General features: G+C 44.7%; 19 protein-coding genes. 13 read left to right on the forward strand and 6 right to left on the reverse strand.

Going from position 1 to position 23,977, the window contains the following annotated elements; all coding sequences use genetic code 11:
* Positions 1-14 precede the first annotated feature (14 nt).
* The 3 genes from NSQ57_RS03680 to NSQ57_RS03690 all read left to right on the forward strand — a co-directional run bounded on the left by NSQ57_RS03680 (position 15) and on the right by NSQ57_RS03690 (position 4,813).
* The gene (locus tag NSQ57_RS03680) at positions 15-1,598 is read left to right on the forward strand and encodes an amidohydrolase family protein (protein ID WP_342425641.1); all 1,584 of its coding nucleotides are present in this window, start codon (positions 15-17) and stop codon (positions 1,596-1,598) included.
* A gap of 2 nt (positions 1,599-1,600) precedes the next feature.
* A complete protein-coding gene (locus NSQ57_RS03685) occupies positions 1,601-3,031 on the forward strand; it encodes a YfcC family protein (RefSeq protein WP_341071642.1) in 1,431 nt (476 codons plus the stop codon).
* Between the two features lie 111 nt (positions 3,032-3,142).
* A complete protein-coding gene (locus NSQ57_RS03690) occupies positions 3,143-4,813 on the forward strand; it encodes a ribonuclease J (protein WP_029515804.1) in 1,671 nt (556 codons plus the stop codon).
* 270 nt (positions 4,814-5,083) lie between these two features.
* Here the strand turns inward: NSQ57_RS03690 and NSQ57_RS03695 are convergent, their stop codons facing one another.
* On the reverse strand, positions 5,084-6,343 hold the full coding sequence (locus NSQ57_RS03695; protein ID WP_340954175.1) for an NAD(P)/FAD-dependent oxidoreductase: 1,260 nt from the start codon (positions 6,341-6,343) through the stop codon (positions 5,084-5,086).
* A 291-nt stretch (positions 6,344-6,634) separates the two neighbouring features.
* Between NSQ57_RS03695 and NSQ57_RS03700 the strand changes: the two genes are divergently transcribed.
* The 3 genes from NSQ57_RS03700 (at position 6,635) to nadE (ending at position 9,861) form a co-directional block, all read left to right on the forward strand.
* Positions 6,635-8,374, forward strand: coding sequence for an ATP-binding protein (locus NSQ57_RS03700; protein WP_039270619.1), 1,740 nt, complete (start codon positions 6,635-6,637; stop codon positions 8,372-8,374).
* 141 nt (positions 8,375-8,515) lie between these two features.
* Complete coding sequence (locus tag NSQ57_RS03705) at positions 8,516-8,950, forward strand: BrxA/BrxB family bacilliredoxin (RefSeq protein WP_029515801.1); 435 nt, start codon at positions 8,516-8,518, stop codon at positions 8,948-8,950.
* Positions 8,951-9,051: 101 nt separating this feature from the next.
* On the forward strand, positions 9,052-9,861 hold the full coding sequence (gene nadE / locus NSQ57_RS03710) for an ammonia-dependent NAD(+) synthetase (protein WP_025722646.1): 810 nt from the start codon (positions 9,052-9,054) through the stop codon (positions 9,859-9,861).
* 114 nt (positions 9,862-9,975) lie between these two features.
* On the opposite strand, the gene NSQ57_RS03715 is transcribed toward nadE, so the two are convergent.
* Positions 9,976-10,803, reverse strand: coding sequence for an alpha/beta hydrolase (locus tag NSQ57_RS03715; protein WP_029515800.1), 828 nt, complete (start codon positions 10,801-10,803; stop codon positions 9,976-9,978).
* A 184-nt stretch (positions 10,804-10,987) separates the two neighbouring features.
* Between NSQ57_RS03715 and acpS the strand changes: the two genes are divergently transcribed.
* Together acpS and mutY are read left to right on the forward strand one after the other, a co-directional pair.
* Positions 10,988-11,392 carry a holo-ACP synthase gene (gene acpS / locus NSQ57_RS03720; protein ID WP_029515799.1) on the forward strand — a complete coding sequence of 135 codons (405 nt, stop codon included), beginning with the start codon at positions 10,988-10,990 and terminating at the stop codon, positions 11,390-11,392.
* Positions 11,393-11,396: 4 nt separating this feature from the next.
* Entirely contained in the window at positions 11,397-12,629 is a 1,233-nt protein-coding gene (mutY, locus tag NSQ57_RS03725; RefSeq protein WP_039270624.1) for an A/G-specific adenine glycosylase, read from the forward strand.
* Positions 12,630-12,879: 250 nt separating this feature from the next.
* Here mutY and NSQ57_RS03730 read toward each other — a convergent pair whose 3' ends face one another.
* Complete coding sequence (locus tag NSQ57_RS03730; protein WP_165148399.1) at positions 12,880-13,773, reverse strand: TetR/AcrR family transcriptional regulator; 894 nt, start codon at positions 13,771-13,773, stop codon at positions 12,880-12,882.
* 125 nt (positions 13,774-13,898) lie between these two features.
* Here NSQ57_RS03730 and NSQ57_RS03735 point away from each other — a divergent pair, with 125 nt between their 5' ends.
* A complete protein-coding gene (locus NSQ57_RS03735; protein ID WP_029515795.1) occupies positions 13,899-14,477 on the forward strand; it encodes a hydrolase in 579 nt (192 codons plus the stop codon).
* 683 nt (positions 14,478-15,160) lie between these two features.
* On the opposite strand, the gene NSQ57_RS03740 is transcribed toward NSQ57_RS03735, so the two are convergent.
* The gene (locus tag NSQ57_RS03740) at positions 15,161-15,802 is read right to left on the reverse strand and encodes a TetR/AcrR family transcriptional regulator (RefSeq protein WP_029515793.1); all 642 of its coding nucleotides are present in this window, start codon (positions 15,800-15,802) and stop codon (positions 15,161-15,163) included.
* 230 nt (positions 15,803-16,032) lie between these two features.
* Between NSQ57_RS03740 and NSQ57_RS03745 the strand changes: the two genes are divergently transcribed.
* Positions 16,033-16,920 (forward strand): NAD(P)H-binding protein, encoded by an 888-nt coding sequence (locus NSQ57_RS03745; protein ID WP_069011272.1) that lies wholly within the window; start codon positions 16,033-16,035, stop codon positions 16,918-16,920.
* 451 nt (positions 16,921-17,371) lie between these two features.
* On the opposite strand, the gene NSQ57_RS03750 is transcribed toward NSQ57_RS03745, so the two are convergent.
* Entirely contained in the window at positions 17,372-17,779 is a 408-nt protein-coding gene (locus NSQ57_RS03750; protein WP_318627576.1) for a MerR family transcriptional regulator, read from the reverse strand.
* A gap of 230 nt (positions 17,780-18,009) precedes the next feature.
* On the opposite strand from NSQ57_RS03750, the gene NSQ57_RS03755 reads away from it, so the two are divergent.
* Positions 18,010-18,954 carry an MBL fold metallo-hydrolase gene (locus NSQ57_RS03755; RefSeq protein WP_318627575.1) on the forward strand — a complete coding sequence of 315 codons (945 nt, stop codon included), beginning with the start codon at positions 18,010-18,012 and terminating at the stop codon, positions 18,952-18,954.
* Positions 18,955-19,239: 285 nt separating this feature from the next.
* Here the strand turns inward: NSQ57_RS03755 and NSQ57_RS03760 are convergent, their stop codons facing one another.
* Positions 19,240-20,061, reverse strand: coding sequence for an AraC family transcriptional regulator (locus NSQ57_RS03760; protein ID WP_039270637.1), 822 nt, complete (start codon positions 20,059-20,061; stop codon positions 19,240-19,242).
* 174 nt (positions 20,062-20,235) lie between these two features.
* Here NSQ57_RS03760 and NSQ57_RS03765 point away from each other — a divergent pair, with 174 nt between their 5' ends.
* Both NSQ57_RS03765 and NSQ57_RS03770 read left to right on the forward strand, forming a co-directional pair.
* Positions 20,236-22,428, forward strand: coding sequence for an alpha-galactosidase (locus tag NSQ57_RS03765; protein WP_342425642.1), 2,193 nt, complete (start codon positions 20,236-20,238; stop codon positions 22,426-22,428).
* A gap of 24 nt (positions 22,429-22,452) precedes the next feature.
* The gene (locus tag NSQ57_RS03770; RefSeq protein WP_342425643.1) at positions 22,453-23,886 is read left to right on the forward strand and encodes a PTS transporter subunit EIIC; all 1,434 of its coding nucleotides are present in this window, start codon (positions 22,453-22,455) and stop codon (positions 23,884-23,886) included.
* Positions 23,887-23,977 lie beyond the last annotated feature (91 nt).

The following is a 23,977-nucleotide window of genomic DNA, read 5'->3' on the forward strand; positions in this document are numbered from 1 at the left end:
GAGGAGGTGAAACTGTGCAAGGGAAGAAGGACACATTAGCGGACAAGGTTCTACTGTCAAATGCTATTTTTAATGGCTTAGAAAATGAAGCTTCGCCTGGGTTTATTGCACTGCGGGGAGAATGTATTGCAGCAGTGGGGCGTCCCGAGGAAGCACAAGCTTGGATAGGAACTGAAACGGTTGTCTGTGATTTGGGTGATGCTTTTATCATGCCAGGAGTTCATGACAATCATGTATTTTTTACCGGATATATGTCGATGCATCGGGGCGTGGATTTGACTCATGCAGCCTCGATTGGAGAAGCAGTGGAATCCATGCTGCAAGCGGCAAACAATCTTCCGCCAGGGAAAGATGTAACCGCTTACGGTTGGAGCGAGGAAAGATGGGGCAAGCTGCCGGAACAAAGCTTGTTGGACGAGATGTTCCCTGATCGGGCGGTAATTGCCATTAACCTAAATAAAAGCTACTGCTGGATGAACCGACTGGCTCAGGAGAAATATCAATTTTTGCCGGATCAATGCAGTGCTGAGGCACGCGCTTTGCTACTCCAAGCCATGATGCAGGATCGCAGCCTTGTCAAACAAGAGTTTGTGGAGTTTTGCCGCCTGCTGGCTGCACGAGGAGTTACTTCCATAAAGGATATTGGCTTTGACCGACATAGCGAGCTACTGCCGATTCTAGAAGAATTGAAAGAAGCAGGAGAACTGCCACTCCGATTTCATTTTTCGCTTGAACCCGTTGTTGAACCGTTGGATGTTGGCACCGGTATCAAGTATAAAGCACTTTATAATGGAGACCTTATTCGTTTCCAAGGATACAAGCTGATGCTTGACGGCGTTGTAGCCGATCATACAGGGGATATGTTGGAGCCTTACGCAGATATGCCTGAAGTCACGAATTTAAGAACGGTTGATTATGAAAAAATTGAAGCCTCAGTTCTGGAAGCAGACAGCCAAGGTATCAAATGCTGCCTAACTGCAGAAGGGGATGCTGCAATTCGCCAGGCAGTATCGATGATTGAAAAATGCCGCGAACAACAAGGTAATCACCTTATTAGACATTCGATCAGTGATCTAGAGTATCCTCATTCAGATGATCTGATTAGAATGGGCGAGAACGAAATTTTTGCCGAAGTCTACGCCCAAATCCTGCTACTGAATCCTTCTTACGAGGATGCTTATATGTCTGCTGTGGTAGGTAAAGACAATGAAAACCGCTTTTATAATTATAAATCCATGCTGGAGGCTAACGTGCCAATAACCATTGGGACTGATCTGCCTTTATTTATCACTAGTGTCCCTGATTCACTGTATGCAGCCTCTCACCGATTATTCCCGGATGGCTCGCCTGCAGGAGGCTGGTATCCTGACCAAGGGATGCCGCCATCCGAAGTTTTAAGGGCATGGACCATTAATGGAGCCAAACATTGTTATATGGAAGAGGTTACAGGTACGCTGGAGGCTGGAAAATATGCTGACATCGCCGTTTTTGATCGCGACCTCCTTAACGCATCCGCTGGGGACATCAGGGATGCCCAAGTGATATTGACCATTATGGGAGGGAAGGTTACGTATAACCATTCTTGGAATGAGGGATAAACATGAACATCAAGAATAAGAAATGGAAATTATCCTTGCCCCATAGTTATACTTTAATATTTTTGATTATTATTACGGTCGCTACGTTGACATGGATTGTACCCAGCGGACAGTTTGAGCGTCATGAAGTGACAGTGAACGGTGTGATCAAAACGGCAATCGTTTCGGGAACCTATCACACTGTACCCAAAACGGGTGAGAATGGTGATTTAAGACAGGGAATCCCCCAAATCCTTAGCGCCCCGATTGAAGGGATTATCAATGCTGCCGATGTGGTCTCTTTTGTCCTTATTGTAGGCGGCTCCTTCGGGATTATTCTGCAGACGGGAGCCATCGATCGTGCTCTGACGGCTCTTGCCAGGCGACTGAAGAATAAGGGGATTTTGCTTATTCCAATTGCCATGGTTATATTCAGTCTTGGAGGCTCTACCTTTGGGATGAGCGAAGAAATTATTCCGCTTTATGCAATTTTTATTCCGTTAATGTTTGCCCTAGGCTTCGATTCTATGACTGCTATTCTCATTCTATTTCTGGGAACGCAAATTGGCTATGTTGGTTCGACTGTGAATCCATTTTCAGTATTGATTGCCCAGGGGATCGCAGGAGTGGAGGGGAATCCACAGCTCTGGCTGAGATTTATTGAATGGCTTGTATTTACTATGATTTCTATTGCCTTTACGATGTGGTATGCGCACCGGGTTAAGAGAAATCCGGAGAAATCCATTGTTTTTCAGAGTGATATTATAAATCGTGAGCAATTTATAAAAGAAAATACAGGTGAGGACGTCGTCTTCACGTTTCGGGACAAATTAATTATAGGTGGATTTATTGTAACGCTTGGAGCCATTGTCTGGGGAATTTTGGCCAAAGGCTGGTATATGACTGAAATCGGCGCCCTTTTCTTCGCACTCGGTCTTTTTGTCGGGGTAGTTACCAAAATGAGCCAGAAGGAGATAGCTGAGAATTTTGTAAAAGGGTGTGGAGAATTCATCTACGCTGCAGTGATTATAGGTCTCGCTCGCGGAATTCTGATCATCGCCGAGCAGGGTATGATCATCGATACCGTATTGAATGCACTCGCAGGCATCCTGGAAGGATTGCCAAATTACTTGTTCACAACCATTATGTTGGTTGCACATAATATTATTACTTTCCTGGTCCCATCTTCTTCGGGGGAAGCAGCACTAACTATGCCTGTACTTGCACCGCTTGGCGATCTTGTAGGCATCAATCGTGAAGCCGTAGTCACAGCTTACCAGTTTGGTAACGGGTTAACCAATCTCATTTCACCGACAGGTGGAGTTCTGCTAGCAGGATTGGCCATTGCCCGGATCAGCTTTGGACAGTGGCTGAAGGTAATCTTCAAGCTATTCCCCATCCTGTGGTTAGTTGCTGCTATTTTCGCTGCTATTTCGGCTGCGGTGGGTATTTAGTAAATCAAGTGAGAACCCCTGTCTTTAGAGACAAGGGTTTCTTTTTGTGTATAAGTTTACGTGGAAAATGAATAATATGGATAGCCTTTTTCTAAGGAGGAAATAAACTTGATGCTTGGTGATAATAGATTACTCATTGCTGCTTTAGGCGGTGTGAATGAAATCGGGAAAAACATGTATTTCATCCAATACGATCAGGATATCGTCGTAATCGATTGTGGTTCGAAGTTTCCTGATGAGAACTTGCCTGGTATTGACCTTATTGTGCCCGATGTCACCTATCTGCTGGAAAATCAGGATAAAGTCAGAGCGCTCATTGTGACTCATGGGCATGAGGATCACATCGGAGGTATTCCCTATCTGCTCAAGCAGATTAACATGCCTGTTTATGGGACAAAGCTCACCATCGAATTAATTAAGATTAAGTTAAGGGAACATAACCTTTTGCGTGATGCCGAGCTTCATCTTATAGATGCGGATTCAACCGTTCAAGCGGGAACGATTCAGGCATCCTTTTTCACCACGGTCCACAGTATCCCAGATTGCTTGGGTGTCTTTTTTCAGACACCGGAAGGAAATGTGGTTCATACCGGCGATTTCAAATTCGATATGTCTCCCGTAAGCGGACCTTTTCCCGATCTTCATCGAATGGCTGAAATAGGAAAGAAGGGGGTGAAAGTGCTGCTCTCCGAAAGTACAAATGCGGAAAGGCCAGGATTTACCCCTTCAGAACGTTTGGTTGGCGGGCATATTCTAGATGCATTTGCCAGAGCCAAACAGCAGGTATTTATCTCCACGTTCGCTTCTAATGTTAACCGTGTCCAGCAAGTCATTGACGCGGCTGTGGAAACAGGCAGGAAACTGGTTTTACTCGGACGCAGTATGATAAATGTGGTGTCAGTGGCCAAGGAGCTGGGCTTCTTGCATATGCCTGAGGATTTACTGATTGAGGCGGGAGAAACAGAGCGGTTTCCCGCAGAAGAAATTGCAGTTTTATGTACCGGAAGCCAGGGAGAGCCGATGGCCGCATTGTCACGTTTAGCCAATTCTCTGCATCCCAAAATCGAAATTTTGCCTGGTGATACGGTCATCATTGCTGCGGGAGCCATACCGGGGAATGAGCGAAACCTTTCCCAGGTCATTGACAACCTGTATGTGCTGGGTGCCCAGGTTATTTATGGATCAGGCAGCTCTACAGGAATGCACGTATCCGGTCATGGTAGCCAGGAAGAACTGAAATTAATGATGACTTTGATGAAACCACAGTATTTGATTCCTATACATGGTGAATTCAGAATGCTGTATCAGCATCGTCAGCTAGCGGAGTCAGTGGGGATTCCGATGGAGAATGTATTTATCGTCCATAACGGTGACACGATTCAAATTGAAGAGGGAAGGGCATCCCTGGGCCCTAAAGTACCAGCCGGCAATAGCTTGGTAGACGGGTTGGTAACCGGTGACGTAGGTAATATTGTCCTGCGTGACCGTAAAAAACTTTCTTCAGACGGAATGCTGATTATTGTGATGACGTTGAGTAAAAATGAGAAGCAAATGCTCGCAGCGCCAGAGGTCATTTCAAGAGGCTTTGTATATGTTAAGGATTCCGAAGAGCTCATGAGTCAGATCCACGACACGATTATGTCCACAGTGAACGAGCTAACAGAAATCGAAATGAGTCAGTGGGGACTGATTAAGCAGATGTTAAAAGATGATGTTGGTCGGTTCATTTACAATCAGACGAAGAGAAGACCCATGATTTTACCTATCATTATTGAGGTTTAAGATAGCGGCAAATGTCAAAACAAGATAGAGCTTGTTCAATACACGATTACTCAAAAAAAGACTTAACTCAGCAATTCAACTGATTTAAGTCTTTTTCATTTCCTTTTCCTATCTCCCCCAAACAAATGAGGATGCAGTGGTGGTATGCAGCGCAGCGGAGGATTTGAATCTGAAGAAGCGACAGCGTTCGCCTTTGCCACGGAATTTTTATATAATCAAGAGAATCCCGTGGCAACAGCGATCGTAAGATCAAGTCCTACGCGCAGCGTCTTAATCGCTTACGGCCGCTTGTGTCCCTGCTGTATGCCCTGTCGTAAACGCCGCTGTAATATTATAACCACCTGTGTAACCGTGAATATCGAGAATCTCACCGCAGAAGAACAATCCAGGCATCAGCTTGGACTCCATCGTTTTCGGATTAATTTCCTTCAAATTCACACCGCCCCCGGTAACAAATGCTTCCTTCAGAGAGAGCGTACCGTTCACACGGATTGGAAACGCCTTAATGCGATGAGCAAGTTCTTGCCATTGCTGCTTGGGAATATGATCATAGGTCAAGTCCTCACGCAGTTCGGCTTGCTGGAGCAACAATGGAATCAAGCGTTCCGGTAAATAAGGCTTAAGCACGTTTTTGATCGCTTTTTTAGCATCGACCGATGCCAACTCCAGCGTCTCACGGTAGACTTCATCGGCATGTTTATGAGGCTGCAAATCGAGAGTCAATAACACCGTGTTTACCTTATCTTTTTTCATTCCCTTGACGACAAATTGACTGCACCGCAAAGCAGTTGGGCCAGATAGACCGAAATGTGTAAAAATCATATCTCCTTCATGGACGACAACTTTCTTTTGCTTCGCATTCCATACGGTCAGACTGATGTCGCGTAAGGATAGTCCCTGAAGCTCTTTCGTCTGGATGAACGTTTCGCCTGAGGTCAATGGCACCTCTGTTGGATACAGCTCCGTAATGGTATGCCCCGCTTGTTCTGCCCATGCATAGCCGTCACCTTCCGAGCCGGTATGCGGGACGGACTTGCCACCGACGGCTACAATGACATTACGGCTATGTAGGATTTCACCGGAACGCAGCCGTACCCCAGCTGTATGACCTTCTTTGTAAATAACCTCTTGAACAGGAAGACTTGTCCGAATTTCGACTCCTTGAGAGCGTACCTTGTTAATCAAAGCATCGACTACTGTTTTGGCTTTGTCCGTCACTGGAAACATACGCCCATTGTCTTCTTCCTTTAAGGCTATACCCAGCTGTTCAAAAAAGGCGATGATATCCCGATTGCCAAAAGCCGCCAGTGCACTGTGCAGAAAACGGCCATTGCCGGGGATGTGCCGAATGAGTTCGTCCAGCTCTTTGGCATTCGTGACATTGCAACGGCCTCCACCAGAGATCCCCAGCTTTCGCCCGAGTTTATTTCCTTTTTCAAGTAAAAGCACCTTGGCGCCCTCACTGCTGGCAGCGGCAGCAGCCATTAATCCGGCTGAGCCGCCTCCGATCACAATAACGTCGTAAGTCATAAACCTCTTCCTTTTCGTCGACAAATTTTCAAAAAATTCAGAACGGCGTAACCAATTTTTCATCATATCGCAATACCGTCATTTTAGATAACCTAAGGGCACGGTAAACGTGTATATTTTTCAATTTACAGGATTTTAAAACGCGTAAAAACGATCTTCTTATATACATCTGGTATTTAGCAGATTTTGTCGTTCTATACCGGAATTTTAACACATATATTGTAATATATTGTAGCCTGTGCTTTAATTCAACTAACGGCGTCAAGGAAAGATGATGAGGGGGAGAAGTCCTTGTTAATTGCGTTGAAGGAAAGTGTGCTCCAAGTTCTCCTTGCCGTTATATCGGCGGGTTTTTTCTCTATATTAACGGATTATGGGGATAAGAAAAAGGTTTGGGGCGGCAATCTGCTTCCTGGACCCACTCAAGGAATACTGTATTTGTGTTGCTTACCAGCCATATTGCTATGTACACTCTTTCAATATCAGTCTCCGTATGGTCTACCTTCTAATCTCGGTATTATTCCCCTTGCTGTTGGCATCATGTACGGTAGACGTCGCACTGCCTTTGTGCTCGCTGCTTCCGCACTGATGGGTGTCCTGATTATAGCCCAGTCGACAGAAATGTCCCCAATGTATGTGGGCACTGGTTTTATCCTTTTTCCTTTTATGCTCCTGCATGTCAAGTTTTTTCAAAGAGGAACATTGCTGGACAAAAAGCTCCTGATCTCTGCATATGTTGTGGCTGATATGCTGTTTAAGGCGATATTTCCGCTACTGTGGGGCAAACAGGATGTTTCTGTATACATTCCTGACTTACTTACAACGTTTTGGAATATGGGTGCAGGGGTGCTGGCAAGTTTTACGGTCGTGAGTCTAATGCATAATGCCTTTGAGAAACTGACGCTTCGGCGTGATGTGACTGAGTTTACGAGCAAATACTTAATTGAAGTGGATAAGCTGCGTCAAGTTATGGATTTGATGCCGTTATCTCTTGTTACTCTGGACAGCGAAGAACGAGTTATACATATGAACAAAACGATGCTGGAACTCTATCGAAACTACGATCCCTACATTACACTGCCTGAGATAGTGGGTCGTCCATTGAGCACGTTATATGGTTTTGACACTTTACCTGTGGTTAACGAACGAGTTGCGAAAGCATTGGAAGGAGAGGCGGGTGCTGATTTTATAAATGTTACTCCCAAAGTATTCTTCTCCAGTTTCCTTCCTATTCGGGATAAACATGTAAACCAAACGACAGGCGTCATTATCGCCCTGCAAGATATTACAGAGCTTGAGACGCTGCGCAGTGAGCTGGGCAATTTCGAGAGGCTCAGCCTGGTTGGACAGATGGCAGCGGGCATTACTCATGAAATACGTAATCCGATGGCGGTTGTGCGTGGTTTTTTACAGCTTATGCGTGAGAAAAGCCCAGAATCCCTCAACCATTATTACCGCATTGTGATGGAGGAACTTGACCGGGCGAACGGGATTATTAACGATTTTCTTTCACTGGCCCAGAATCGAATTGTCGAGAAGGAGCAATGTCATCTGCATGATATTATTCGCGAACTGACGCCTTTATTGTGGGCAGATGCGAATCTGAGGGGGCAGACGATTGATCTAAAGCTGGAGGATCATGTGACGATGCTGCATTTGAACCCTAAGGAAATAAAGCAATTGCTGCTTAATTTATCGCGTAATGCGATGGAAGCCATGGGGGAAAAGGGAGTGCTGACCATTTCTACTCATGAGGAAGGGGATTTCGTGGAACTGGAAGTAAAGGATACAGGGCCTGGAATTTCGCAAAAACAGCTTGAAAAGCTGTTCCAACCTTTTTACACCACCAAAACGAAAGGTACAGGTCTGGGTCTGGCCTTATGTCAAAGTATAGTGGAGCGTCATCACGGTACGATTGCCGTAGATTCGGTGGAGGGAATGGGCACGCAGTTTAAAGTTCGATTGCGCAGAACCGTCCCGACTTACCGGGATCATTCTGAGCCTCCTGTCATGAGTCCGATACAGAAATAATCGTTCAAAAATATAGCCGGATTTTTGCAAATTACGTGAAAAAGATTGTATAATGAAATTTAGATGTCCATGCCTTTACTACGGCAAAGGATGAAATTAGAAACGTACTATACATGATTTTCGGAAAAGGAGTGAAAGAATATGTCTATGTCTTTCGATCAATATATGAGAGATTCAGTTCAGCCGATGCGCGATGAACTGACGAATCTTGGGATTCAGGAACTGCGTACCTCTGAAGATGTGGAGGCCAAGCTGCCTAATAGTAAAGGAACAGTGCTGGTGGTTGTGAACTCGGTATGTGGTTGTGCCGCAGGCCAATGCCGCCCGGGTGTGGGTGAAGCACTGAAGCATGATATTACGCCAGATCATCTGTATTCGGTTTTTGCCGGACAGGACAAGGAAGCAACGGCAAAGGCTCGCGAATTTTTCGCACCTTACCCACCGTCTTCCCCTTCTATCGCGCTGTTGAAAGACGGCGAGTTGGTTCACTTCATCGAGCGTCATCAGGTGGAGGATCGTTCGGCAGATCAGATTGCTGCTGATTTGACCAGTGCATTTGATCGTTTTTGCCGGTAAGACTGCTCAAGCTATGCCCCGCATTTTTCGCCTGCGAAACTTGCCGGGGCTTTTGCATGTTGGCTTGTGAAGGAAATTCCTAAAAAAGAGGTGCTTATCTGATGAGTTTGCAGGAACAGATTATTGCTGAATTGGGAGTACAGCCTACGATTAACGTAGAGGCAGAGGTCCGTAAGCGTGTGGATTTCCTCAAGTCGTATGTAACGAAAACGGGAAGCAAAGGGCTGTTGATCGCCATCAGTGGCGGGATTGACAGTGCCGTAGCAGCTGCTTTGTGCAAGCGGGCTACAGATGAATTGACGCAGGAACAAGGAGACGAATACAAAACGTTGGGTGTATTCCAGCCATACGGCCAACAGGAAGATATCGAGCATAGCTACGCGGTTGCCAAAGCGTTCGACCTGAAATATGCCGGGGAAACGAATATTAAGGAAGCCGTGGACAAGGTTGCCGTAGAAGTGGAGCATACGTTAAAGGATATCGGTCTTGAGCGTTCGATTACTCCGCAAGTGAGAGGGAATGTAAAGGCAAGAACACGGATGGTGGTTCAGTACGCACTTGCGAATGAGCTGAATTTGCTCGTTGTTGGCACAGATCATGCTTCCGAAGCCATCACAGGCTTTTATACCAAATGGGGCGATGGTGCGGTCGATATTACGCCACTTAGCACGCTGAACAAACGTCAGGTGCGCTTGCTCGCCAGCTATCTAGGAGTTCCGCAGGCCATTTTGGACAAAGCGCCTACAGCAGGATTGTGGGAAGGCCAGACGGATGAAAAAGAACTGGGGATCTCCTACGAAGCAAACAGTGACTATCTGGAAGGCAAGGAAATTGACCCGGCGGCACGCGAAAAGCTGGAAAGCTTCTTTACACGTACTGCGCATAAGCGGACAAGCATCCCAGGAGTTTAAGCATTAATCATTATGTAATTTTAAAATGCTCAAGCGAGGATTTTGCAAAATTCTGAAGTAAATAAATGCGGCGATCCGCCCGGCGGATCGCCGTTTGTATTGAAGGGGTAATAATTAATTGGCGATCCACTCAATGAAGCGGCGGGTTTCGGTAATCGCCTGATCCAGTGGAAGACTGCCTCCCTGGAATGGATGAACGGTATTAAAGGTATGATTGCCGCCTTGAATTTGTACCCATTCGATGTCGGGACGAACGGATGTGAGCAGGGCAGAGCCTTCTCGTAGACGTTTGGAATCTTCGGTTCCCTGGATCAGTACAGCTGGGAGCTGGCTGTTGGCAAGTCTGTCTACAATGGCAAAACGCTGGCGATTTTGTTCCAGGTCTTCCAGAATGATAGCATCTAGCGGAAGCTGTTGCCCGGTTCTGGCGTTCTCCACATAGCTGCGCCCCTTGGCGCGCATTTCTTCTTTTTGCGGTAAAGTAAACAGATCAAGATCTGTTACGCCATTCCATGAAATGACGCCAGCAATCTCGCCGGGATGATCCAGAGCGTATACAAAGCAGCTTCCCGCGCCACGGCTATGTCCTAACAGAAACAACGGCAATTCTCTGAACTCATGGCGTGCTCTCAGATTGGATAGCAATAGTTCCAAATCCTCTTGTTCGCGGCTATAGGTGTTGCGTGCGAACTTTTCCAGCTCGGTAAAATTCTCCAGATCCTCACCTATGCCATTATGTGAAAAGTTGAAGGTCACAACATGGTTATCCATACTCAAGGCTTCTGCTATATAGGGGAACATGCCCCAATCCTTAAATCCTTTGTAGCCATGAGCGATGATGAGCAGGCTTTTGGCTGTATTTTTAGAGGGAAACCAGGAAGCCCGGATCACCGCATCTGTTCCTGCTTCGGTACCTGCTTCAACAATAATGGTTTCTGACATCCTATCCTTCCTTTCTACGGGAATTTTTTTAAAATGGGCATATCAGCTGAATTTCAAACATTCATCTATAGCCTTTCTTATTTTAACATATTTTGGTGCTGTTTTTACGCCTTTGTGACTCGCCAGGGTGTGGACGCACTGTTACAATAGATCCAGTAAAGTATAAAGGACGGAGAATACCCAAATGATCTACGGAATTGGACATGATGTGCTGGAAATAAGCCGTATGGCTCATATTTTGGCAGGTAAATATGCAGATGCGTTTTTGAATCGAGTGCTGACCCCGGCAGAACGCGAGCTTGCTGTGGAACGCAAGGGTAGACTAACGGAGTTTGTAGCAGGGCGCTTTGCTGCCAAGGAAGCGATAACGAAAGCCTTCGGTTGCGGAATTGGGCAAATCATCGGGTTTGGCGATATGGATATTTTACCGGAACCTGGGGGGAAGCCAGTAGTTTATTTGTCTTCATCCGCGTGGGATCGACTGAGATTGCCGAATACAGGTGACTCAAATTACAGCATTCACTTGAGTATTACACATCAGCCTAACATTGCCTCTGCTTTTGTGATTGTCGAATATAAGGAGACGTGATGTGATGACTACAAATACATTGGAACAAAAGCGTTATTTCAGCTTTGAACTGTTGAATTGGTATACACGTAACAAACGCGATTTGCCGTGGCGACGTCATCGGAATCCTTTTTATATCTGGATCTCGGAAATTATGCTTCAGCAGACGCGTGTCGATACGGTCATTCCGTATTTTAATCGCTTTATTGCACGTTTTCCTACGATTGAAGCGCTGGCGGAAGCACCCGAGGAGGATGTGCTTAAGCTATGGGAAGGACTGGGCTATTATTCGCGGGCCCGGAATTTGCAAACTGCGGCAAAACAAGTAGTTGAGCTTCACGGCGGACAGGTGCCGGATGATACACAAGCTGTTGCTGCACTGAAAGGAGTAGGCCCGTATACGACGGGGGCGATTATGAGTATCGCCTTCAATCGACCAGAGCCTGCTGTGGACGGGAATGTGATGCGTGTGCTGTCGCGTTATTTTCTCATTGAAGAGGATATTATGAAAGGCAGCACGCGGGCACATATGGAAAGTCTGGTACGGGAGCTGATTCCCGAAGGAAGAGCCTCTGATTTTAATCAGGCTCTGATGGAGCTAGGCGCACTGGTCTGTACGCCGAAGTCGCCTCATTGTCTGACCTGCCCGGTCATGGAGCATTGCTCGGGCAGGCTGGCAGGTCGCGAGGAGACACTGCCAGTCAAGACCAAGGCAAAGCCGCCGCGGCTGGAGCCGCGCTCCGTCGCTCTCATCGAGGGCAGCGGAGCGAACACCGGCCGTCTGCTCGTACGGCAGCGCCCGGCCAAGGGCCTGTTGGCCCGCATGTGGGAGCTGCCGCATGAGCTTGCTGTGCCGGAGGGCTACAACGGCCCGGTGCCAGATGAGCCCGCCATGGACCATCTGGCGGCTCATTTGCTGGCAGAGGGCGTGCTTGCGCGCCCGGTGCGGTTTGTACGTGAGGCGGAGCACACGTTCAGCCACATTCACTGGAACCTGCGTGTGTTCCAGTGTGAGGAGGTCGCCGCCCCTGCCGGGGAGGCGGGAGGCCCCCCGCTGGCTGCCGAGCAGCGGGCCAGCTACAGCACCGGAGCGAAGCCGGGTGCGTTGATTGCGCTGGCTGAGCAGGCGGAGCACGCGCATAATGCGCTGCCAGCGGGGTACCGCTGGATCAGCGAAGCCGATATGGCCACCTTGGCGTTTCCCAAGGTGTTCCTCGATCTGATCACCGAGTATTATGCGAAGCAAAAAGAGAACTGATGTTAATGAAATAACTGTCAGTAAAAGACAAAGTATTTAATTTATCCTATAAAATGGAAACGGCGACAACTAAGGACGAGAAAATAAAGTCCTAGACTGTCGCTGTTTCCCTTGAACTAACGTTTCCCGTTAGCGGAATGCTCGCTAACCGTAACAACATTAGACGTACCTTTCTCGCGTATTGTTCTCTCCACCCCTAGAGTCTTCGCTCTTGTCCCCAATGGGGTTAGATTTGATTTCACATAACAAGCTATCTCCCCCTACCTGAATAAATAATATTCCTTAACTGGATGACCTGACTTTTAAGCTCTTTCTCTCTCTCCAAAAAGTAGAGCGAAGCTTGCAGCAACGGGAAGTTCGGTTCCGCTTTACGAGTTTCGTTCTGGATAAAATGGTAAACCTCTTTCAACTCCGAACGATGTTTTGCGCCGGATGGAAGAACATTAAGGGCCGAATCCATCTCCCGGAACAGCTCGGTAAGGAACTGCTCTCTCTCCCCTTGGCGGTCCTCGAGCCCCCAGCTTAAATACCTCTCGAACGAAGCCTGTTTTAGCAGAGGCTTCAGGTTAGAGGCCATCATATGCTTAACGAGCACATTGAGCTTATCCAAAATGAACCTTGCCGTTTCCTCAAGCGATAGAGACTTTTCTTCATAAACGATCCAAAATAAGTACTCCTTCAGAATCGCACGATAGATGGAAACCAAATCCCACAGGAACGGATAAATTTCTTCGCCATAAACCTGTATCAAGCACTCTTTATGCCATCGGATGAGCCGCCCTCTAACCTTGTGTCTAAGCGGCTGGAACTTGGGATCCTGTTGGATGGGGAGCTCCGTGAATTCGATCAGAATATGCTTGTATTCCATAAAATAACGGAATCGCAGAATGATCTGCTGCAGAAACTGCTCTTCTGGCGAGAGTTCGGGAAAGCGTTTCAGTTCATCGACTTGATCAAAATAGGCGTTATGGCATTGATCAAACACCTCGCTGAAGAGGTCTTCCTTGGAAGGGAAATATTTATAGACTGATCCTTTGGCAATACCGCAATCCTCGGCAATATCCTGTATCGTCGTCGAAAGAAACCCATGTTCCTTAAAAAGCTTCATCGCCGATTTTAAAACCTCTTCCCTTGTCACACTCATAAGAAAAATCTCCCCCTTGACTATTCATGAATTATAGTACAAAATACGAAACATGAAGTCAAATGACTATATGTTCGCGTAATTAAACATACGGTCAAATCGAAGAGATGAGGAGAACATACAGAATGGAACGATTATGGGATCCACAAAAAACAGCGTTGGTTGTTATTGACTTGCAAAAGTGGATAGGAAATCAATACGCCCCTTATTCTGCTGAGCAGGTAGTGTCTAACGCCGCAGCCTTGGCAGATACTTTCCGTGAGCAAAGCTCAATGGTTGCACTGGTCCGGGTATCTAGTAAAGATTTGAAGGATATCCCGCGTCCTAAGTTGGATTCGCCTGGACCACCCCTGAATCTGCCTGAAGGATGGGATCAAATCGTCCCGGAAATGCGGGTCACCGAGACAGACCATATCATCACGAAGAAGCAATGGGGGGCTTTTTACGGAACGGAGCTCGACCTTCAGTTGCGCCGCCGGGGAATTGATACCATCGTCTTATGCGGCATCGCTACTGAGTTGGGCGTTGATACGACTGCGCGGGAAGCGTTTATGCATGGGTATCAGCTGATTTTGGCGATTGATGCTATGACTGGATTTTCCGAAACCGGGCATGATTACGTAAAAAATTTCATTTTTCCACGCATCGGGCGTACCCGGACAACACAGGAAATCCTCTCTGCCCTTTCAGGCAACTGTTTATAGTTGAAAAAATGACTTTCCCATTCCCCGTGTATTATTTGACCGAATACACGAAGAACGCCACAGCTTGAAACTCGCTTTGCGTTTGCTGGGAATCTCATCTGGCCATACTTAAAGGACGATTATGTGTTCCCAGGGTGCACATATTGGCTGACGGCATGGGATACGACCTGCTGCACCAAATATACAAAGTAACCGCTGAATGATATAGAGCGAACGGCTCGTCGCAATTGGCACGCGCTTCTTGTATAGCAACCAGCATGAGTTCCGCAGTGCCCAATGGGACGAGTACGCCTAGTGGCGCAGCGCTAATGCTAATAAATTTGCATAATTGCCAGTGGAATTGGTGGTGCTCTTTTAAACGGTCTTTTCCAATCATGAGCTGCGCTTTTATTGTCTTTCGTAAGGCCATACGATTTATCGAAAGCTTTAAACTATCCTGCCCGTTAGTTAAACAAAGGCAGCCGATCACTATGATCGGCTGCCTTCTTGTCTTTTATGAGCTATCGTTTTCCGTTAGCATAATGACTTACTGTGATACGGTTCACCGTGCTGTTTGTAACGGCAAGTTTAATGGTCATCTACACGGAGGGCCTTCTTAGCGTTATAAGCTACAAACTTTACAACGATTACTCAGATAACGGACGACAGCATCAATAAGAGCAAGTCGGGAGAAACGAACGCGTTCACGAAATGGTTTGTAAAATACGAATGATTTCTTTTTCGATAACGGAATCGTCAACAGTATCCAGATACTCAGGACTAATCACTTGATACTGTTTCATCTTATAAAATTCCATAACGGCTTGTTTCAAGGTGAGATCATACCATTGAATACTAAAGGTCGGTTCCATAATGCGCCGAAGCGTAGCATCGTCTTGAACTAAGGACAGCGCAACGTGCATTCTGTTAAAAATCTTTTTATCCATACCGGATTGAAAAAAAGATTGTAAATTTTTAATTCTATTTTGTTGAGCAACGGAAATATTTTCAAAAAGTCGTGGATAAAACTCCTTAAGGTCTTGCAGGAACAAATCGGATAAATAAATAACACCTATTAACGATTCCAGAAACGTTTTTTGAAAGCGATCAATATATGAAACGGAATCATCATATACAACGGTGTCAGCCTGCTGCAAGTACTGAATTCCATACTCTACAACCTGTTCGATGATTTCATCTTTGGATGAAAAATGCTTGTAAAGCGTCACTTTACTAATATCCATATGTTTTGCGATATCGTCAATTTTCAGTTGGCTGAATCTGGTTCTTCTAATTACAGGTTTGATTTTATTAAGATATTGATCTGCGCTCATGGGTTTTCTCACGATTGAAGCCTCCTCTACCGCTCGTCAAATCATATTATATCAAAATAGAGGTATCAATAAACAATGTTTAAAAAGATTATTAAATTAACTAATTTTATTAAATTAGTTTACTTAGTTTATTTATCCGATGTATAATCTCTCTTGTAATGAATATCCAATCAAGGAAGGGATAACGGTCCCAATAAGCGATATCCATTTCTCGAAATCACATTAAAAAAGGAGATTACACAATGAAAATCACAGTTCTCGGCTCACTCGGCAATATTAACCGCAACTACCTCCCATCCCTAATCGCAGACGGCCACGATGTTACCGTCATCACAAGCTCCAAAGATCGTATCGCCGACATCAAAGCGCTCGGTGCCAAACCAGCGGTCGGCTCAAACCTCGACGTCGAATTCCTCGCGCAGGCTTTTGCAGGTAGCGACGTCGTCTACCTCATGATATCAGGTATCAATTATGCCTCTGGCACCGACATGTGGCAGACCGCCATTGATCTTTCTGAAAATTATAAGGCCGCTGTGCTAAAATCAGGCGTAAAAAACGTCGTCAACCTCAGCTCAGTCGGCGCCGACAACCCAAACGCCGGCATTCTCTACAGCTATCATTTTGCAGAAGAAGCGCTAAACTCGCTTGAAGACGTGAACGTTGTCCACATCCGCCCTGTCGGCTTTTACAGCAATCTTTTTGCCGACATGCAAAGCCTAAAAACCCAGCAGACCATCTTCAGCCCAATTTCAGTTGACATCCCACAAGGCTGGGTCAGCCCCGTTGATATCGCGGACGTCGCTTACGCCCTGATTTCTCACACCCCATCGGGTAAAAGTGCGAAGTTCATTGTTAGTGACTGGGCCACAGGTAACGACTGGCTCAATGCCCTTGCTGAGAATGGTATCGAGGCCAAATACCAACAAATCACCGTTGAAGCTCTTGCTGAGAATATGAAAAAAATCGGCTTCCACGAAAACACTGCCAATGCCTTTGCCCAAATGAACCGCGCCTGCGAGAACGCCGACGAGTTCTACGTCAGCCTCCGTGCCACCGACTACCACCTCGGTAAAGTCAAGGTCGAAGACTTTGCAAAAGTTTTTGCAGATGTGTATATTAAATCTGTTTAAACAGCGAGAATATTGTTTAACCTGCGGATGAGAACGCGCCTAAGTGCGCTATTTCTTTCGATAACTTGAGACCTCGAATAGGGTTTACTATGACTTGGTTTTGACATATAAAGAACAAAGCTCGCTGAAGTGACAGCGAGCTTTGTTCTTTATTGATGAATGCGCACAAAAAAATAACCTTACCTGTGATAAGGTTCATATCGATTGACTTTAAACTAATCTGCTCGTTAGCTTAATGAAATAGCGTCAGTCTAATGTAGTGTAGTGCTTAGGAGAAAGAAAATAAGCCCCTCACTTTGATTTGGAGGTTAAATCATTTCCAATTAATAAAGGGATAGGCTCTCTTTGGCATTAAATAAGGCGTGGTAAAAGCCAATTTATTGAGCTATCGTTTCCCGTTAGTTCAATCAATTCTGTTGCCATCGTATATGCTGGTGATGAACCAAGTTTCCTACATTACTATATCGTCTTTCATAAGTTTTTGGTACAGGGCTATCTTCTCGTTGGCAAGGGAAATCATGCGCTCAAGTTCCTGTCGCTTGGATTCCAGTTCCATCAGATGCTTCTCAAGAATTTCTATCCGTATGTGTAAGGCAGGAGTAAAATTAGCAAGTTCTTCCCCTTGTTGAATTTTATCCAGTACACATCCGTCACGAGTAAATTCCGTGATCTCCTCAAGCGACAATCCCAATTTTTTCAATCTAATTAAACATTGTATATATGAAACCTCACTTTCGGTATAAATACGTGTCCTTCCATTTCTTCGATTTGGTTCCTGTAGCACTCCAATTTTTTCATAATAGCGAATCGTATAAGGAGTTAACCCCGTTCTTTCTGATACTTGGCTTATAGTAAGCATTGTTTTATATGTCACTCCTTTTTTCTAAACCAAAATTTAAAACTATTATACATCTTTAAGTCAATTTGAAGTCGATATTTGCACCTCTAACTTCATTTCAAAGTTTGTGCTTGATTTCTAGTTGACTCTAACTTGTAAGCTAAAGTTGCTTATTGATATACATGAAAACAAAAAACAACCTAAAGATAAAAGGAAATGGTGTCAAACTTATTTTGATGGAGGTATAAACAATGAACAACAAATATTTCACGATTCAACAAGCAGCGGAAGGTATCTGGGGTGCTATTTCGGTACCTGGTAGTGGTTCTCTGGGGAATGCGGCAATTATTGACCTTGGGGATTTGACCGTTGTTGTGGACACAACCAACCTACCGCATTCTGGTGCTTTGTTACGTCAATCCGCAGAGCAATTAACGAATAAACCAATTAAATATGTGATCAATACTCATTTCCATGGAGATCATGTCAACGGCAATCAGGAATTCATGGAAAGTGATTTTATATCTACCGTTTGGACAAGAGATTTGCTATCTGAAATGGGTAAAGTGAATATTGATCTAATGCAACAAAACATTCAGAAGTTAATAAATAGCCTGCATCAAGTACATTCACAAGAAAAAAATCCGCACATGTTAACCGAAATCGGTTATGATCTTTCTGTGCAGAGAGCTCTATATAATGCTATCCCTTCCCTTCGTAGAGTGATACCCACGATAACTTTTGACGATAAACTAGTTATAAAAGGAGCAAAACGCACTGTCGAAGTTTTATCCTACGGAGGCGGCCATTCTTTAAGCGATGCCGTTGTTTACGTGCCTGAAGAAAGAACCTTAATTGCTGGTGATTTAATAACCAACAAGACGATTCCGGTCATGCCATACGGTAATCCATACGCTTGGATACGCATCCTAAAACGCATTCAAAGAGATCTGAAGGTAGATACTGTTATTCCCGGGCATGGGGATGTGTCCACTCCAGATAAAATTCTAGATGTCATTCGCTTTTTAGAAAAAACGATCGCTTATGTGTCTGAAGCTGCGACGAGCGGAAAACCAGAGTCTTACTGGTTAAATGAAGGTGTACTAAATGGTTATGAAGATTGGCATCTAGCTCAGTATTTCAGATGGAATTTTCGCTGGCTCTTCAATACAATGCTTGTTCAAAATAATAGATGAGACACAACTAGAACTCCCTTTAACTCCACCAAATTCAAAAGGCCAGTTCTGAATGTCAAACCGGCGGCACGTTTGGGTATTTTCAAACGTAATTGGCAGTCTACTTGTTAGGTTAACCTGCTCGTTAGCTTAATGAAGCAACGTCAGTCTAATACTTTATTTTTCAGTCTAGAACTTTATTTTCTTTTGACAATAGCGGCAGTATGGACATGAGGTTGATCCATGCTGCCGCTATTTTTCTGTTTTCTGGGAGGAATATGCCTAACTTACTTGCTAGCGAAGGTGTTATTTTTGGTGATTTTTTCGGTATTCGGATGGAGTTACCTTGTTGACCGTTTTGAACATCTTGGAGAATAGGAGTACATCTTTATACCCTACAGACCGAGCAATATCTCCGATTTTAAGGGAAGTATTTCTTAATAGGGAGCACGATTTTTCCATCCTCAAATGTAATAAAAATTCCTGCGGTGACTTATTTAGTTGCTGTTTAAATAAACGATGCAAATACGAACGGTCAATTGAAATGTACTTAGCAATATCACTTACGGTAATGAAGTGTGAGTAGTTTTGTTGAATGAAGAGAAGCGCTTCTTTAATATACCGCTGCTGTCTTACCTCAGGGTTGACTTCCTGATTAGGGTAAAGTTCAAACATCAGATACAGAAATTCATACAGCTTGGATGTAAGCAACAGGTCTTTGTTGGATTTCAGCGTAGAAGAAACCACGATGCTCTCCATACAGCGGGCAAGGCTGCCCTCCGCTTCAAACCGGAAAATGGGATTGTCCCTATGGATACAGGTCCGGCTTAGATATTCTTTTGCTTGCACCCCATTAAAACCAATCCAGGCATATTCCCATGGGTCGAGCTCATCCGCTTCGTAGTAAATTAAAACCTTCGGTTCAATAAAGAAAGCATCGTTTTTCTCCAAATGATAGATTTTATCGTTGACTTTAAAGATCCCTTTTCCTTTTAAAATAAAATGCACCATATACCCGCTTCGAATGGCTGGACCATAAGAGTGTTTGCTGGTACAGCTCTCTTTGCCACATGTGTATAGATTGAGATCCAGATTGTTATAGGAATGATTGGAAAAATGCGAACTCATTTGGTTTCACCCCTTAATTCATCTCTGCATATTATCACACTGTTTCATATAGAGTCTACATTATTCCATATAATTATTAAAACTATTCAATTATTATTAGAATGTAAACGATAAGCAAACAACATAATTTATAATTTTGGGAAATCGTACTATTAGCGCTATAAGGGGGTTGCTATGGCTATATACATCGATAAAGAGAAGCTTCTATTCCATTTACAAGGTAGCAATACAAGTTATGTCATGCAGGTTATACGAGGTGGTTATTTATCCCATTTGTATTGGGGAAAGAAAATTCAGAACTATCGGGGGAGCAATAAAATCATCTTTATGGATAGAGGATTTTCGCCCAATCCCGATGGCGAGGATCGAGCCTTTTCACTGGATACCATCCCGCAAGAATATCCGTCATTTGGGAATAGCGATTTCAGGATTCCTGCGTATCAGATTCAATTGGAGAATGGTTCTACCGTGACCGATTTCCGGTATAAAGAACATCGGGTTTTCCAAGGCAAACCAAAATTGAAAGGGCTTCCTTCTACGTATGCAGAGGATGATGGCGAAGTAGCAACACTGGAAATCGTCCTTGAAGACCCATTAATTGATGTAAAGGTTGTACTATCCTATAGCCTATATCAAAAGCGGGATGTCATTACCCGTTCAGTCCGTTTCGAGAATGAAGGTCGGCAACAGCTAAAACTGCTTAGAGCGTTAAGTGCTAGTGTGGATTTCCGTGATGATGAATACGAGCTCATTACCTTGTACGGTGCGCATAATAATGAGAAAAATATAGCAAGGCGAAAAATTGTACCCGGAATTCAAATGGTAGACAGCTGCCGTGGAGCTAGCAGCCCTCAACAGGCACCCTTTATGGCACTTGTAAGAAAAGGGACAGATGAAGAACAGGGTGAAGTGTACGCCTTTAATCTGGTGTATAGCGGGAACTTTACGGCCCAGACTCAGGTAGATTCCTATCGGAACACAAGAATCACGATGGGGATTAATCCTTTTGATTTTACATGGCTGCTTGAACCAGAGGAATCGTTCCAAACGCCAGAAGTGGTCATGGTATACACCGAAAATGGCTTGGGCGGTATGTCGAGAATTTATCATGATTTATACAGGAACAGATTATGCCGTGGGCCTTTTCGTGACAAGGAGCGGCCGATCCTGATTAATAACTGGGAAGCTACCTACTTTAACTTTGATGCCAACAAGATTGAGCAGTTGGCGAAGGAAGCTCAAAGTGTGGGAGTGGAGCTGTTTGTATTGGATGATGGGTGGTTTGGAAAACGAGATGATGACAATACTTCATTAGGCGATTGGGTGGTGGATCGTCGCAAACTTCCAGATGGATTGCCGGATCTTGCAAACCGCATTCGAAATCTGGGTATGGAGTTTGGTTTGTGGTTTGAACCTGAAATGGTATCCATAGACAGCGACTTATACAGAAAGCATCCCGATTGGTGTATCCATGTCCCTGATCGTCCGTATACGTTGGGAAGAAATCAGCTTATGTTGGATTTATCGAGGAAGGAAGTGTGTGAATACGTTATTAAATCGGTTTCCGATATTTTATCGGATGTTCCAATTACTTATGTAAAATGGGACATGAATCGTCACATGACGGATGTGGGTTCGGCAGCCTTGCCACCTGAGAGACAAAGGGAGACTGCGCATCGTTATATCCTGGGACTCTATAATATTATGGAAGAGCTTACATCAAAGTTCCCCAATGTCTTATTCGAGAGCTGTTCTAGTGGAGGAGGCCGTTTTGATGCCGGCATGCTCTATTACATGCCTCAGACCTGGACGAGCGATAATACGGATGCCATTTGCCGACTGAAAATTCAATGGGGAACAAGTCTTGTCTACCCGCCAATTACCATGGGGGCACACGTTTCCACAGTACCCAACCATCAAGTGGGTAGAATAACTCCCTTGGAGACAAGAGGTTATGTCGCCATGGCCGGGAATTTAGGATATGAGCTGGATTTGACGACATTAACCATTGAAGAAAAAGAAGTGGTGAAAAAACAGATAGCTCTATATAAAGAAATGAGATCGCTCATTCAGTTTGGAAATTTTTACAGAATGATTAATCCGTTTGATGAAAATGAAGCCGCATGGAGCTTTGTGTCAGAGGATCAAACGGAAATGGCGGCCAGCTATTTCAAGGTTTTATCCCAACCCGCTACCGCGATTAAAACGTTAAAATTCAAAGGTTTGAATCCAGACTACGTTTATAGAAATGTAGAAACCGGTGAGCTGTTCGGCGGTGATGAATTAATGCATGTTGGCATAACGCTTGCCAGGGTGAAGCAGGACTTTTTAGGCATGTTCTGGAGATTTGTTAAAGAAGAGATCTGATTCAGCTAGAGGAGGGTTTACTAGATGGAAGCAAAAGAAAAGCGGTATAAGCACATTTCTCAAGAAATTTTAAAATATATCGGTGGTGAAGAGAACATTATCGGTGTGGCCCATTGTGCCACAAGATTAAGAATTGTACTTGAGGACAATGAAAAAGCGGAATTAAAGAAGATTGAAGATATTGATCTGGTTAAAGGTGTTTTCATAGCGGGGGATCAACTGCAGATCATTTTTGGAGCAGGGTTGGTCAATAATATATATGCCGTGTTCTCCAAACTGACCGGAACAGAAGATATGTCATTAAGTGATGTCAAAACGAAGTCCGCACAAAAGCAAAATCCTTTTCAAAAAGCCATTAAATCGCTGTCAGATGTTTTCATTGAGATCATGCCGGGAATTCTCGCCGCCGCATTGTTAATGGGGATAACCGGGCTGTTAGGTCAGAAGGGGTTATTTGGTCCTAAATCGATTGTGGAGATGTATCCAATTTTTCAAGGGATTAATCGCTTTGTTCAAATCGTTTCCACGGGTATTTTCACCATCCTGCCGCTGCTTGTTGTTTATTCTGCAACCAAGAGATATGGTGGTCGTCCTATTCTGGGGCTTGTGCTGGGTGCGATTATGCTTCATCCGGCCCTGGCGGATGCCTTTGAGGTAGCTAAAGGGAGTCAAAATCCGGAATCGATCAGTCTTTTCGGCCTTCCCGTACAGTTGGTTGGATTTCAGGGTGGTATTATTATTGCTCTAATGATGGGATATGTGGTAGCCAAGTTGGATCAGTTTTTTAACAAAAAGGTTCCAGACATGATTAAACTATTTTTGGCTCCTTTGCTGACGGTCTTTGTTTCTTCCCTGCTATTGTTCACGATTATCGGCCCTCTTGGGCGAGAGTTGGCCAGTCTGGTCACCGTTTCGCTGCTTTGGATGACGCAAAATCTTGGAATATTCGGTTTTATGTTTTTTGCAGGCATTCAGCAGATCATTGTTATTACAGGCTTACATCATGTTATGGGTGCGGTAGAAGCGCAGCTGTTAACCGATACAGGCAGAAATTTTATCAACCCATTGGCATCAGTAGCTTTGATGGCTCAAGGGGGCGCCGTTTTGGGGTATATTCTTTTGAATCGCAAAGACACTAAAGTTAAAGAATTGGGTTACTCTGCATTCGGGTCTGTACTTTTTGGAATCTCGGAACCAGCGATCTTTGGGGTCACTTTAAAGTATAAGTTCCCCTTAGTTGCTGGATGCCTCGGAGGAATGGTTGCGGGAGCATATGTATATTTAAGTAAACTGACAGCCATAGGATTCGGAACCACGGCTCTTCCGGGCTTTGCAATTGCAGCGTCGGATAATCACGGTCATATCAATTATCTTATCGCTCATCTTATTGCCCTGTTATGTGGAGCATTATTTACATTGGCTTACGGTGCTATCAAGAGCAAGAGGTCACGAGCCTGAACCAAAAGAACATTAGCAGGTTGAAAAAATTAAGCTTTTATGAAAACGGTTAAAGGAGAGAATATTTGTGGAATGGACAAGAGAGCATAGA

It is taken from the genome of Paenibacillus sp. FSL L8-0502 (assembly GCF_038593055.1).
GTDB lineage: Bacteria > Bacillota > Bacilli > Paenibacillales > Paenibacillaceae > Paenibacillus > Paenibacillus polymyxa_D.